Origin of the sequence: Erwinia sp. 198 (genome assembly GCF_003937915.1) — a bacterium.
Classification (GTDB): domain Bacteria; phylum Pseudomonadota; class Gammaproteobacteria; order Enterobacterales; family Enterobacteriaceae; genus Erwinia; species Erwinia aeris.
This window is the reverse complement of record NZ_RHUM01000003.1, coordinates 136,461-150,978: the sequence shown is the minus strand read 5'-3', so window position 1 is coordinate 150,978 and position 14,518 is coordinate 136,461. Positions and strand designations below refer to the sequence as shown.

General features: G+C 48.4%; 12 protein-coding genes. 10 read left to right on the top strand and 2 right to left on the bottom strand.

Annotation, left to right across the window (positions count from 1 at the left end):
* Positions 1-187: 187 nt before the first annotated feature.
* Both galF and galE read left to right on the top strand, forming a co-directional pair.
* Positions 188-1,084, top strand: a complete 897-nt coding sequence (galF, locus tag EGK14_RS05750; RefSeq protein ID WP_125288123.1) for a UTP--glucose-1-phosphate uridylyltransferase GalF — start codon at positions 188-190, stop codon at positions 1,082-1,084.
* Positions 1,085-1,132: 48 nt separating this feature from the next.
* Complete coding sequence (galE, locus tag EGK14_RS05745; RefSeq protein WP_125288122.1) at positions 1,133-2,146, top strand: UDP-glucose 4-epimerase GalE; 1,014 nt, start codon at positions 1,133-1,135, stop codon at positions 2,144-2,146.
* A 63-nt stretch (positions 2,147-2,209) separates the two neighbouring features.
* Here galE and rfbA read toward each other — a convergent pair whose 3' ends face one another.
* Positions 2,210-3,082: a glucose-1-phosphate thymidylyltransferase RfbA gene (gene rfbA / locus EGK14_RS05740; protein WP_125288121.1), complete on the bottom strand. Its 873-nt coding sequence runs from the start codon at positions 3,080-3,082 to the stop codon at positions 2,210-2,212.
* A 10-nt stretch (positions 3,083-3,092) separates the two neighbouring features.
* Complete coding sequence (gene rfbB, locus EGK14_RS05735; protein ID WP_125288120.1) at positions 3,093-4,157, bottom strand: dTDP-glucose 4,6-dehydratase; 1,065 nt, start codon at positions 4,155-4,157, stop codon at positions 3,093-3,095.
* Positions 4,158-4,634: 477 nt separating this feature from the next.
* Between rfbB and rfbC the strand changes: the two genes are divergently transcribed.
* From rfbC to gndA, 8 genes are all read left to right on the top strand, one after another.
* Positions 4,635-5,171, top strand: a complete 537-nt coding sequence (rfbC, locus tag EGK14_RS05730; RefSeq protein ID WP_125288119.1) for a dTDP-4-dehydrorhamnose 3,5-epimerase — start codon at positions 4,635-4,637, stop codon at positions 5,169-5,171.
* Entirely contained in the window at positions 5,168-6,046 is an 879-nt protein-coding gene (gene rfbD / locus EGK14_RS05725) for a dTDP-4-dehydrorhamnose reductase (protein WP_125288118.1), read from the top strand. The genes rfbC and rfbD overlap by 4 nt, the downstream gene beginning before the upstream one ends.
* An 82-nt stretch (positions 6,047-6,128) precedes the next feature.
* Positions 6,129-6,959, top strand: coding sequence for a glycosyltransferase (locus EGK14_RS05720; protein ID WP_125288117.1), 831 nt, complete (start codon positions 6,129-6,131; stop codon positions 6,957-6,959).
* 67 nt (positions 6,960-7,026) lie between these two features.
* The gene (locus EGK14_RS05715; RefSeq protein WP_125288116.1) at positions 7,027-7,860 is read left to right on the top strand and encodes an ABC transporter permease; all 834 of its coding nucleotides are present in this window, start codon (positions 7,027-7,029) and stop codon (positions 7,858-7,860) included.
* A complete protein-coding gene (locus tag EGK14_RS05710) occupies positions 7,850-9,187 on the top strand; it encodes an ABC transporter ATP-binding protein (protein ID WP_125288115.1) in 1,338 nt (445 codons plus the stop codon). Before EGK14_RS05715 ends, EGK14_RS05710 begins: the two co-directional genes overlap by 11 nt.
* Positions 9,184-10,320, top strand: coding sequence for a hypothetical protein (locus tag EGK14_RS05705; RefSeq protein ID WP_125288114.1), 1,137 nt, complete (start codon positions 9,184-9,186; stop codon positions 10,318-10,320). Before EGK14_RS05710 ends, EGK14_RS05705 begins: the two co-directional genes overlap by 4 nt.
* A complete protein-coding gene (locus EGK14_RS05700) occupies positions 10,317-12,836 on the top strand; it encodes a glycosyltransferase (RefSeq protein WP_125288113.1) in 2,520 nt (839 codons plus the stop codon). The genes EGK14_RS05705 and EGK14_RS05700 overlap by 4 nt, the downstream gene beginning before the upstream one ends.
* Positions 12,837-13,105: 269 nt before the next feature.
* Positions 13,106-14,512: an NADP-dependent phosphogluconate dehydrogenase gene (gene gndA / locus EGK14_RS05695; protein WP_125288112.1), complete on the top strand. Its 1,407-nt coding sequence runs from the start codon at positions 13,106-13,108 to the stop codon at positions 14,510-14,512.
* The last annotated feature ends 6 nt before the right edge of the window (positions 14,513-14,518 follow it).

The window sequence follows — 14,518 nt, the reverse complement described above, 5'->3', positions numbered from 1 at the left end:
TTGCAGGCCCGCAGCACAAGGGCCGTTTGCCGCGTGCATTTATGAAAAGTCTTGAGCTGAGCATTAAAATGCCGCGCCCTTATATGGGCCAGCCGCAGCTAAATTTTCAGATTAAGATTATACTTGCTGAATATCACTTTAATGCATACTTGCTGAACGTTTTTTACTTCATTTATATGGAAAAAATATGACCAAGCTTAAAGCAGTTATCCCCGTTGCGGGTCTGGGTATGCACATGCTCCCTGCTACAAAAGCCATTCCTAAAGAGATGCTGCCCGTTGTCGACAAGCCGATGATCCAGTACATCATCGACGAGTGCGTAGCGGCAGGCATCAAGGAAATTGTTCTGGTCACCCACGCGTCCAAGAATGCGGTTGAAAACCATTTCGATACCTCTTATGAGCTGGAAGCCCTGCTGGAAGCGCGCGTGAAGCGTTCGCTGCTGAGTGAAGTGCAGTCAATCTGTCCGCCAGGCGTGACCATCATGAACGTGCGTCAGCCACAGCCGCTGGGCCTGGCTAACTCTATTCTGTGCGCTCGTCCTATGCTGCACGACGAAGCTTTTGTGGTCGTCCTGCCGGACGTGCTGCTGGACGATTCTACTGCCGATCCGCTGCGCTATAACCTGGCCGCGATGGTTGCGCGTTTTGAAGAAACCGGCCACAGCCAGGTGTTGGCGCACCATATGCCTGAAGCCGACCTTTCCGAATACTCCGTGATTAAAACAAAAGAAGTCATGGATAACCCGGGCCAGACCAGCCAGATCCTGGAGTTCGTCGAGAAACCGGATCAGCCGCAGACGCTGCAATCCGATCTGGCTGCGGTAGGCCGCTACGTGCTGTCCGCCGATATCTGGGCCGAGCTGGAAAATCTGGAACCGGGCGCATGGGGCCGCTACCAGCTGACTGACGCTATTGCCAGCCTGGCGAAAAAGCAGCGTGTTGACGCACAACAGCTGACCGGTACCAGCTTCGACTGCGGCCGTAAATTAGGCTACATGAAAGCTTTTGTCTCCTGGGGACTGAGAAACAACGCGCAGGGCCGCGAGTTCCGCGAAGAAATCAAAAAGATCCTGGCTAAGTAATTTCCCATTATTTAATGGTCGCGCCAGCGCGGCCATAAAGGAGTCAATATGGCTATTTTGGTAACGGGCGGAGCGGGCTACATCGGTTCGCACACGGTGCTGACGCTTCTGGAGCGCGGCGACGACGTGGTGGTTCTGGATAACCTGAGCAACGCTTCCCGCGAATCTATCGTTCGGGTAGAAAAGCTGACCGGTAAAAAGGCCGTTTTTTGCGAAGGCGATATCCTGGATCGCGCCTGTCTGCGCGACCTTTTCGCTCAGCACAATATCACTGCGGTTATTCACTTTGCTGGTCTGAAGGCGGTGGGGGAATCTACCCGTATGCCGCTGGAGTATTATCAGAATAATGTGACCGGCACGCTGGTGCTGTTGGAAGAGATGCGCGCTGCCGGCGTAAATCAGTTTATTTTCAGCTCTTCCGCCACCGTTTACGGCGCGGATGCGCCGGTACCTTACGTTGAGACTACGCCAATCGGCGGCACGACCAGCCCTTACGGCACCTCTAAGCTGATGGTTGAACTGATCCTGCGTGACTATGCCAAAGCCAATCCGGAGCTGAAAGCCATCGCGCTGCGTTACTTTAACCCGGTAGGCGCGCATGAATCCGGCCAGATTGGCGAGGATCCAAACGGTATCCCTAACAACCTGCTGCCTTATATCGCGCAGGTTGCGATTGGCCGCCTGGAGAAGCTGGGGATCTTCGGCGACGACTATCCGACTAAAGACGGTACCGGCGTACGTGACTATATTCACGTGATGGATCTGGCAGAAGGCCACCTGAAAGCGCTGGATCATCTGTCGGCTATCAACGGTTATAAAGCTTATAACCTGGGCGCGGGCGAAGGCTATTCCGTACTGGAAATGGTGAAGGCGTTCGAGAAGGCTTCCGGACGCCCGGTGCCTTATCAGGTCTCGCCTCGTCGCGATGGCGATCTGGCGGCGTTCTGGGCCGACGCCTCGCTGGCGGACAAAGAGCTGAACTGGCGCGTCTCACGCGGCATCGATGAGATGATGCGCGACACCTGGAACTGGCAGAGCAATAACCCTAACGGTTATAAGTAAAAAAAAGCACAGCGAAAGCTGTGCTTCAGGTAGGACGTCGAGCACAGCTTCCGCTGTGCTTTTTTAAATCTTTTCGTCGATCAGATTTTGCAAATACTGACCATAGGAAGTTTTTGACAGCAGTTTTGCCTGTACTGCTACTTCCTCATAATTCAGCCAGCCTTTACGCCAGGCTATCTCTTCCAGACAGGCAACCTTCATGCCCTGACGTTTCTCGATAGTATGGATAAACTGCGACGCTTCAATAAGGCTGTCGTGCGTGCCCGTATCCAGCCAGGCGAAGCCGCGCCCCAGCAGTTCAACGTTCAGCTGACCTTTTTCCATATACATTTCGTTCAGCGTGGTGATTTCAAGCTCTCCACGATGGGAAGGTTTAACCTGCTTAGCCATTTCTACTACGCTGTTATCGTAGAAATAGAGGCCGGTGACGGCCCAATGCGATTTCGGCTTCAACGGTTTTTCTTCAATAGAAAGCGCTCGGAAGTTTTCATCGAATTCCACTACGCCAAAACGTTCCGGATCCATTACCTGGTAACCAAACACGGTCGCGCCGCTTTTTAACTGCGCGGCGGTTTCCAGTTTTTTCCCAAAACTCTGACCAAAGAAAATATTGTCGCCCAGCACCAGCGCGCAGGAATCACCAGCGATAAATTCCTCACCGATAATAAAAGCCTGTGCCAGACCATCCGGAGAAGGCTGGACCGCATATTCCAGCTGAATGCCAAACTGGCTGCCGTCACCCAGCAAACGCTGAAAAGAGGGCATATCGTCTGGCGTGGTGATAATCAAAATTTCTTTGATCCCTGACAGCATGAGCACGGAAAGCGGATGATAGATCATCGGCTTATCGTAAATGGGCAGCAGCTGTTTTGAAATGCCGCGAGTGATAGGGTACAGACGCGTTCCGGAGCCTCCGGCTAAAACGATGCCTTTCATAAAATACCTTTTATTTATTTAAACCCAGACGTTCGCCTGCATAGGCGCCGCTCTGCACACGCTGCCACCATTCGCTATTATTCAGATACCACTCAACGGTTTTACGAATACCGGTTTCAAAAGTTTCCTGCGGCTTCCAACCCAGCTCGCGCGCGATTTTGCCGGCATCAATGGCGTAGCGCATATCATGGCCAGGGCGATCGGTAACGTGCGTGATTAGCTCGGCAAAGTGGGTGACACCGTTCGGTTTATCAGCGATCAGCTCATCCAGGATCGTACAAATAGTTTTTACCACTTCAATATTTTTACGCTCGTTGTGGCCGCCAATATTGTAGGTTTCGCCCACTTCACCTTCTGAGACGACTTTATACAACGCGCGCGCGTGATCTTCGACATAGAGCCAGTCGCGGATCTGTAGCCCTTCGCCGTAAACGGGCAGCGGCTTACCGGCCAGCGCGTTCAGGATCACCAGAGGGATCAGTTTTTCTGGAAAGTGATAAGGACCATAGTTATTTGAACAATTGGTAATAATGACCGGTAGGCCGTAGGTACGGTGCCACGCGCGCACCAGATGATCGCTGGAAGCTTTAGAGGCAGAGTAAGGGCTGCTTGGCGCATAAGGTGTGGTTTCCACAAAAAGGTCGTTCGTACCGTGCAGGTCGCCATAAACTTCATCGGTGGAGATATGGTGGAAACGGAAAGCGGCCTTTTTTTCAGCGCCAAGCGCAGACCAGTAAGCACGAGCCGCTTCTAACAGTGTATAGGTGCCTACAATGTTGGTTTCGATAAATGCAGCAGGCCCATCGATAGAGCGGTCAACATGACTTTCTGCTGCCAGATGCATCACGGCATCCGGTTGGAATTCAGTAAAGGCTTTTTCCATGGCGGCCGCATCGCAAATGTCAGCCTGCATAAACTGATAGCCTGAATTTTGTGACACGACAGCTAAAGATTCCAGATTTCCAGCATAGGTCAGGCTATCCACCACCAGTACCGTCGCCTGAATATCATTAATCAGATGCCTGACGACGGCTGAACCGATAAAACCCGCACCGCCTGTTACAAGAATTTTCATGAATTAAAGCTCACTCATTTGCTATCGCGAAGTTATCCAGCATATTAAGCCGCAGGATCAGAGAGATAACCAGACCACAGGTTAAGAAAGCAAATTATACCTGTAACCACAATCGCCTCAACCATAGAAGAGCAAAAAACACGCAGTCAGCAACAGTTTTTTCTGATATCACTCTTATTTATAATTTTCAATTGAAGCTACAAAAAACGTCTGAAGGGAAAGGTGCCAGCTTCAGGGAACCATCAAGTTTGTTACGGTTAAAGTTATTGTAAGTCAAGATAGACTGTGTTTTTTTTACGAAAATCCTTTCCAAATGCATATGTGGAATTGGAAAAAGAATTACCGGTACAGGGTTCAGCGACTATCGAGTTAATGTTAAGATCGGACTTTTGAAACTGTAGGCTTCGACTTTATTAAATGGCTTGACAGTACGAGCCCGCGTTCGAAGCAAGTTTTAACAGATGAAACGGTGTGCGAATGAAAGTAACTGAGACGCGTGTACAGGGTGTAAAACTCATTGAACCGAAGGTTTTTGGCGATGAGCGAGGTTTTTTCCTCGAAACTTTCCAGAAAGAGCGTTATCAAACGCTACTGGACATAGATTTAGATTTTGTACAGGACAATCACTCTCGTTCGTCTCAGGGCGTTTTAAGAGGCCTACATTTTCAGACCTCAAAGCCGCAGGGCAAGCTGGTACGCGTTGTACGTGGCGAAGTTTTTGATGTGGCAGTAGATATTCGCCCGCAGTCGCCTACGTTTGGTCAGTGGACTGGGGTATATCTCTCTGAAACAAATAAAAATCAATTCTGGGTTCCGCCCGGTCTGGCGCACGGGTTCGTCGTAATTTCAGAATTTGCCGATTTTGAATACAAATGTACTGATTACTATGACCCGCAAAACGAAGGTTGCCTGTTGTGGAACGATCCGGATCTGAGTATCGAGTGGCCTGTCGCTGAGCCATTACTGTCCGGTAAAGATGCCCAAGGCAAACTGTTCAGAGAGCTGTTTAAATGAAAGTGCTGCTAACGGGCGCATCCGGGCAGGTTGGCTCCTGCTTTCAGGATCTTGCCAAAGAGAAATTCCCCCAGGTTGAATTGCTGGCGACCGATCGTTCACAGCTTGATATCACTGATGCGGCGGCGGTCGATCGTCTTGTCGCTCAGTTTCAGCCGAACGTCATTTTTAATGCCGCTGCTTATACCGCGGTCGATCGCGCTGAATCCGATCCCGAGGGTGCCTGGAATGTAAACGTGCAGGCCGTGGAAAACATTGCGCTCGCCGCTCAGCGCTACCATGCGTTTTTTGTCCATATTTCCACCGATTACGTCTTTAATGGCGAGTCAGACACGCCCTGGCTTGAAGATCACCCCTGCGATCCACAAAGCGTTTATGGGTCGACCAAGCTGGCTGGTGAAAAAGCTGCATTGTCCTGTGAACAGTCCATAGTGCTGAGAACATCCTGGGTATTCAGTGAGTATGGAAATAACTTCCTGAAAACGATGCTGCGTCTGGGTAAAGAACGGCCTGGCCTGAGCATTATTGACGATCAGCGCGGCTGTCCTACCTACGCAGGCGATATAGCCAGTGCCGTAATGGAGATAATATTCGCCGTCTCGCGGCCTACAGGTATTTATCATTACAGCGGCGTGGGCGAAGTAAGCTGGTATGGGTTCGCAAACGCTATTTTTCAAAAGGCTTTCACTATTGGACTGCTGGAAAAAATGCCTGAGCTGTCGCCTATTCCTACGGCTCAGTTTCCTACACCAGCGAAAAGGCCAAAGTATTCAGTTATGTCTACAGATAAAATCGCTGCCGCAGGTATTAAGCCCGTTAGCTGGCCGCCGCGCGTTGATTACGTATTGCAAAAGCTGAAGACCAGTCTAACCTGAAAAACCTGACGTTCACGCAACATGCAAATCAGAACAACGGACCGGCACCCGGGACGGGTGCTAATTTCAGACAGGTTTAACGATGGATGATAACCCATATATGCAAATAGTCGCCTCAATCGTTCTGTATCGTCATACTCAGACAGACATTGAGCCAACGCTGGCTTCTCTGTTAAGCGAGGAAACGATAGAAAAGATCGTGTTGGTGGACAATGGCGGTGCTGATTGGGCTGCAAAGTTGCATCATCCGCGAGTCGACTATATCCGGGCTGGAAGCAACCGTGGGTTTGGCGCGGGACACAACATTGCAATAAAAAAATATCTCAAACAGTCTGAGTATTTTTTAATCTGCAATCCTGATATACGCTTTCATGAAGGATCTGTTTCCGCCTTATATCACGTAGCCAAACAGAAGAAATATAAATTTGTTTCTCCCTCGATTGTTTATTCGGACGGATCAAAACAGTTTAGCTGCCGGCTGTTACCTACGCCGGTAAACCTGTTTGCTCGTCGGTTTATCCCGGCACTGGCAAAAGATCTCGATAATAAATATGAGCTGCGAAACGCAGATTTTTCGAAAATTTTCACCGTACCTTCAGTGTCCGGCTGTTTTATGTTTTTAGAATCCGAACTACTTGCCAAACTGGAAGGTTTTGATGACAGATACTTTATGTATATGGAAGATATTGATCTTTGCCGCCGAGCCTTAAAGTATACTGATATTATTTACTATTCAGATGTCACTATTACACATCTTTTTAAGAAAGGATCTTATAAAAGCAAATACCTCTTATTGCAACATATTTTATCATCGATAAGATATTTCAATAAATGGGGCTGGTTTTTCGATCCGCTAAGACGTTCAAAAAATAAAGAGTGTTTGAAGTCGGTACCCACCAGGGTCGATACATAAATACTGTTTGAGGTATTAATAATATGTTCAAAGGATTTATTATGGCAGGTTCAGAGAGGGGAGAGAAATGAGCAACCCTCATTTAAAGCAGCGCATTTCCGTCAGGGCGATGCTGGCTTCAATTTTTCGTCATAAACAGTTGATTTATCAAATGACCAAGCGAGAAGTTGTTGGCCGTTATAAAGGGTCCAGTATGGGGCTGGCCTGGTCTTTTCTGAATCCTTTATTTATGCTCGCGGTTTATACCTTTGTCTTTTCCGTGGCGTTTAAAGCCCGCTGGTCCGTGGGCGGTGATGAAAGTAAAACGCAATTTGCATTGATACTGTTTGTGGGCATGATTGTGCATGGTCTGTTTGCCGAGGTGGTAAATAAAGCCCCAACAATTATTTTGGGCAATATCAACTATGTCAAAAAAGTTGTTTATCCTCTCGAAACATTATCCGTTATCAGTCTACTTTCCGCTATTTTTCATAGCGTAATTAGCCTGTTTGTTCTAATGCTCGCTTTCTTTACTTTTAACGGCTATTTGCACTGGACAAGCGTCTTTCTACCTGCTGTGTTTATACCTTTGATAATTTTTTGCCTGGGCTTATCCTGGATCCTTTCTTCACTAGGTGTATATATCCGTGATGTAGGGCAAACCACCATGATCATTACTACCATCATGATGTTTCTCTCTCCGGTATTCTTCCCCATTACGGCTATTCCTGAAAAGTTCCGTATCTGGATTATGCTTAATCCTCTCACTTTTATCATTGAGCAAGCACGTGAAGTTCTAATTTGGGGGCATGTACCAAACTGGAAAGGATTATTAATCTACACTGGCTGTGCCTCTGTTATTGCCTGGCTCGGCTTTGCTTTCTTCCAGAAAACCAGAAAGGGATTCGCTGATGTCCTCTAATGAATTTGCTGTCCGCATTGAAGGGCTGAGTAAGTGCTATCATATCTACGATCGTCCAAGGGATCGCCTGAAACAATTCGTCCTTCCGCACGCGCGCCGCTTCGCGGGGAAAAGTACCCAAAATTATTTTAAAGAGTTTTGGGCGTTAAGGAATGTTTCTTTTACTATTAACCGTGGTGAAACCGTAGGCATTATTGGCCGCAACGGCGCAGGAAAATCGACGCTGCTACAGATGATCTGTGGGACATTGTCGCCTACTGCAGGGAACGTAGAAATCAATGGACGCGTTGCCGCTCTGCTGGAACTGGGCGCAGGATTTAATCCCGAATTCACCGGACGCGAAAATGTCTACCTCAACGCCAGTGTATTAGGCATGAGTAGAAGCGAAACTGACGCTAAGCTTGACGAAATTTTAAGCTTTGCCGATATCGGTAACTTTATCGACCAGCCCGTAAAGACTTATTCCAGCGGCATGTATGTGCGACTTGCTTTTGCTGTGCAGGCCTGTGTAGATCCAGAAATATTGATTGTCGACGAAGCCCTGGCGGTAGGCGACATTGGATTCCAATATAAATGTTTTAAACGTATGGAAGCCTTGAAGAAAAAAGGCACAACCATCCTGATGGTGACCCATTCGACCGGCAGTATCCTGGAATATGCCGATCGCTGCATCGTGATGAAAAACGGCGAGCTTATTGCCGACACTACGGATGTACTGGCCGCCGTACTTGCCTACGAAAAAGGGATGATTCTTTCACAAGCGGAAGCGGTGGAAAACATTAAGCCACAGAATGAAAACCATGCTGTTACGGATTTCAGCGTAGCTGACCTGCAGCGCATTCAGCAGGGTGGTATCCATCGTGAAGTTGACGAAAAACGCTTCGGCAGCGCTCGCGCCATTATAGAAAAAATGACCGTCATCAAATCCGATGGTACGCCTCTGGAAGAGAAGCCGATGGTAAAAGCCGGTGAAGCGCTTACTTTTAGCTTTACCTTACTGGTTGCAGAGGAAATCAAAGAAGCGGTATTGGGTATTTCTCTGTCCAGATCGCAGGGTGGGGACGTATGGGGTGATAATAATATTGCAGCGGGTCAGCCTTTTCACCTTAAACCAGGTAAATATTTTGTTGACTATAAAGTGACCCTACCGCTCAATGCAGGTGACTATTTAATCCATTGTGGCCTGGCTTCACTGGATAAAGGACAGCGTGAAGAATTGGATCAACGCCGCCCGATGCACAAAATTAAATATTGGGCTCCCCGTGAACAGGGGGGGGTACTTTACGCTCCGGTAAAAGTTTCCTTTAATGGGGGAGTCGACAAATGATTGTCGCTTTTTTCCCTTCTTTTCCATTCAGGGGACGATCGGCCCCCTATCTATGGATATTTTATAAACTTTTAACAACATATGGCGACAAGCTACATTTTCTGACTGACGATCTGTATCGCAGAGATATCGACGTCTGGCGTCAGTACGATCGTTGGGAGCTGCTGGAAGATTCGCAAGCGCGACAGGGGTATCGTCTTCCGACCTCGGCTGAATTGGCCTCCATGAGTTTTACTCCTTTCAATAGCGACTTTTTCGTGCGGAAGTTAGCTGAACATGACGGTAATCCTACTCGTGCTTTCCACGACTACCTCACTACGGAAGATGCTTCGCTCGAAAAAGATTTTTATGATGCTATTTTGTCAATCGGAAAGGTGGAAGTTGTACTAAACTGGTGTAATTGTCCTTCTTTGTCCCTGGCTTGTAACAAGTTGAATATACCAGTAATGAATATGGAGTTAGGTCCACTAAGGCATCCTGAATACCTTTCAACAGGCTATCTCGACTTCAGTGGCGTTAACGGCAATACTGAGGCAGCGGCACGTTATGCGGCTGTTGCAGACGAGTGTCAAATTGACCTGACGCTCGCAGACTTACGCGATTTCTTTGCCGCCTCGCCGTTACCTGCGCCGATAAAAGAATACGAATCAGGCATAGTGCTCCAGGTTGAAAATGATTCCAACCTTATTGCTTATGCTAATGGATTTAATAACCAGGCGCTGCTTGATTATGCGCACCTGAATTATGACAGTAAATTCCTTGTGCGTAGTCACCCAGGCAGCGCTTTCAGGTTAAATGAAAAAATTTTTAATGTTGATCAATCGGCTACCAGCATCGATTTTATCGCCCGCTGTAAGAAAATCGTGACTATTAATTCCAGCGTCGGCCTTGAAGCGCTTCTGATGGGGGTGCCGGTTGTTGCCTTTGGAGATTCCTCATTCCGCTTCATTTTAGAGGCGGAACAGGAAAAGGAACGTATTAATCGCCTGGGATTTTACCTGTTTGCTTATCTTGTGCCTTATGCCCTTATCTTTGATTTAGACTATATACGCTTCAGGCTCGCTAAGCCTGATGAACAGGCAATTATAAAAAAACATCTTCAATTTTATGAAAGTTCAGGAAATAAAAAATGAATGATAACGACAAGGGATCACTGGCATCCGATATCGAAAACGGCGTCAAGGACCGTAAGATAAGGGAATTAACCGCCAGCATCGCTGCGTTGCAAAATACTATAGCCGAGCTGGAAGCAAGTTGTGTTGAAAGCCAGGCTGGCCGTATTGCTTCAACTAGTGACCATTCGTCGCTGGAAGCGGAAAAACAGGCGCTGGAAGCGGAAAATCAGGCGCTGAAGCAGCAGGCGACAGCCCTGAGTAACCAGCTGGAGTTTATTCAGACCAGTCACCGCAAGGCGCTGGCACGCAACGAAATTGATCTGTCGAAAACGGTTGACGTCATTGTCCCTGTCTATGCTGGTCTGGAAGAAACCCAGGAGTGTATTGAATCTACCTTGGCTTCAATTCCGGACTGGGCGCAGCTGGTCGTTATTAACGATTGCTCACCGGAGCCGGAGCTGACGGAGTGGTTGCGCGCGCGTAGCAGCAATGATGAGTTTATCCTGCTGGAAAACGAAACCAACCTGGGCTTTGTGGCTACAGTCAACCGCGGAATGCAGCTTCATCTGCGCAATGACGTGCTGTTACTTAACAGCGACGTTGAGGTAGCGAACAATTGGCTTGAAAGAATCAAAGATGCCGCCTATAGCAAAGAGCGCGTAGGCAGCATTACGCCGTTTTCAAATAACGCCACTATTTGCAGCTTCCCTAACTTCTGTGAAGATAACGAGCTGTTGCTCGGACTGGACGTTAAGGCATTGGACGACCATTTCTCCAGTTATGGCACCCAGAATAATCTGGTTGAGATCCCAACAGGGATCGGTTTCTGCATGTATATTCGTCGTGACTGTTTAAATCAGGTGGGCTATTTCGATGTCGAAACTTTTGGCCGCGGCTACGGTGAAGAAAATGACTGGTGCCAGCGTGCAGATAAGCTGGGTTGGAAAAACTATCATCAGCTGAACGTATTTGCCTACCATAAAGGCGGCGTCAGTTTTGCCGGCGAGCAAAGCCCACGTAAGATCAAAGCCATGGAGCTTTTGTCCGAACTACACCCGAATTATACTGCTGACGTTATGTCTTTTATCGCAGCCGATCCGGCTAAAAAAGCTCGTCAGCAAATGATGGCGCGTATTATCGCTACCACGCCGGTCCCTAAAGTGCTGCTGGTCAGCCATAAAATGGGCGGCGGCGTAGTTACCCATTTAAATGAGCTTATTGCGCATTATAAGAATAAAGTGCATTTTTTACTGCTGTCGCCAGGTGAAAAAGAGAATACCTATGCACTGGCGCTAACGGCGGAAGGCGCGGCTAATAAAGACCGGATCATTTTCGATCTCGATCAGGGTACGGATAAATTAACAGACTTGCTGACGTTTGTAGGTGTAGGGAATATTCACTATCACCATATCATGGGATTCAGCAAAGAGATCCTGACGCTGCATGAAAAGCTTAAATGCAGTTATGATATAACGGTACATGACTACTTTTTAATTAACGGCAACCCAACGCTGACCGACCGAAACGGACGCTTCTGTGGGGATGATTTAACCACTATGGATCAGCTCTGCATTGAGCACTATCCAGTGCCAATGTATATGCCGTTAGAAGACTACCGCAAGCACGTCGCCGCCTGGCTACGGGGCGCACAGCGCGTGATTTTCCCATCAATTGATACGCAGGCGCGCTATGCCAACGTATACGATGCGAAAACTTACAACGCGGTTAGCGCGTGGCATATTGACCACCATGTTAAACAGCATGATATGCCGGTTAAAGCGCCGCAGCCCTCCCGCGATCTGAATGTCCTCATTATTGGCGCTATCAGCAAAGAAAAGGGGGCTGTTCTTCTGGAAGAAACTGCCGTTGCCCTGAGTGGACATCCGGTAAAATTTACACTGATGGGATATGCTTTCCGTCCGTTACACAGTGCAATTAATACGCTGGGCGGCTATTCAGATGCCGATATCGATAAAATCATTGAGGAAGTGAAGCCTGACGTGGTCTGGTATCCTGCTCAATGGCCGGAAACCTATAGCTATACGCTTAGCATCGCCCTGGAGAATGGCTTGCCTGTGATCGTGCCTAACATTGGCGCATTTCCGGAGCGGGTCAACGAGCGTCAATATAGTAGAGTTATCCAGTGGGATATGGCGATTCCGGCGCTGAAGGAATTCTTCCTCTCGCTGGCGGCCGATCCGGCACGGCTGAATAATGGTGAAAATAAGCGCAATATACTTGACGATAAAGGCATCAAGCTAAATAAAGAATTTTATCAGGCTGAATATCTTAATCCGGAATGGCAGCGCAAGGGGAAACTTGGCATTATTGATTACAAAACATTGATCAATCATGTTGAGGTTACCCGGGTAATTAGCGAACAGCTTTCGCAAAAAGAGGTCTATCTGGCGAAACTATGGAGGCTCATTCAGCTTCCTGGCGTTAAAGTTGTTGCGCGGTTTATCCCTTATCGTTTTCAGCGTTATGTGAAACGGCGATTATCAAATCGTGCTATTCACGAGATTGTTAAATAGTGCCTTAGCCCCCGCATCGCGGGGGCTTTTTATTTCAGAGTGTAAATAATTCCGTCACGGATACTATTAGTGGCTGATTTTTATTCATTGACATGCTTTATAGATGGTTATTACTTAAGCATTAATCTGAAAAGAGTAATAGCTACGATAGCTTTGAATGTTAATTTTGCTATGTACAATAGAATAGATAGTCTCTAAGGTAGAGAGACAGTTCAAGCACTAAAACGAAGGCGAAGTAAGCCATTGTTTTTACATGACAGGAGTATGTAATGTCCAAGCAACAGATCGGCGTTGTAGGTATGGCGGTAATGGGTCGTAACCTGGCTCTTAACATTGAAAGCCGCGGCTATACCGTATCCATCTTTAACCGCTCTCGCGAAAAGACTGATGAAGTCATCGCCGAGAACGAAGGCAAAAAGCTGGCGCCTTACTACACCATCGAAGAGTTTGTTGAATCCCTTGAGAAACCTCGCCGTATTCTGCTGATGGTGCAGGCAGGCGAAGCGACCGACAAAACCATCGCTTCTCTGACGCCACACCTCGATAAAGGCGATATCCTGATCGACGGCGGCAACACTTTCTATAAAGACACTATTCGCCGTAACCGCGAACTGTCTGAGCAGGGCTTCAACTTTATCGGTACCGGTGTTTCCGGCGGCGAAGAGGGCGCTCTGAAAGGCCCATCTATCATGCCTGGCGGCCAGAAAGAAGCTTACGAGCTGGTTGCGCCAATCCTGGATAAAATCGCCGCGCGCGCCGAAGGCGAAGCCTGTGTTGCCTACATCGGTCCGGACGGCGCTGGTCACTATGTGAAAATGGTGCACAACGGTATCGAATATGGCGATATGCAGCTGATTGCAGAAGCCTACTCCCTGCTGAAAAATGCCCTGAACCTGAGCAACGAAGATCTGGCTAAGACCTTCAGCGACTGGAACGAAGGCGAGCTGAGCAGCTACCTGATCGACATCACCAAAGACATCTTCACCAAGAAAGACGAAGAGGGCAACTACCTGGTTGATGTGATCCTGGATGAAGCGGCCAACAAAGGCACCGGTAAATGGACCAGCCAGAGCTCTCTGGATCTGGGCGAGCCGCTGTCGCTGATCACCGAATCCGTATTCGCACGCTACCTCTCCTCGCTGAAAACTCAGCGCGTAGCGGCTTCCAAAGTTCTGAGCGGCCCGACCGTGCAGACCGTTTCCGGCGATAAAGCAGAGTTCGTTGAGAAAGTGCGCCGCGCGCTTTACCTGGGCAAAATCGTTTCCTATGCACAGGGCTTCTCTCAGCTGAAAGCGGCTTCCACCGAAAACAACTGGGATCTGAACTACGGCGAGATTGCTAAAATCTTCCGCGCTGGCTGCATTATCCGCGCGCAGTTCCTGCAAAAAATTACCGATGCCTATGCGGATGACGCCGACATCGCTAACCTGCTGCTGGCACCGTACTTCAAAAATATCGCGGACGAATACCAGCAGGCGCTGCGTGACGTTGTGGCCTATGCCGTACAGAACGGCATCCCAACACCAACCTTCTCCGCTGCTATCGCCTACTACGACAGCTACCGTTCAGCGGTGCTGCCAGCGAACCTGATCCAGGCGCAGCGTGACTACTTCGGCGCGCATACCTACAAGCGTACCGATAAAGAAGGTGTGTTCCACACCGAGTGGCTGGATTAATTCCGC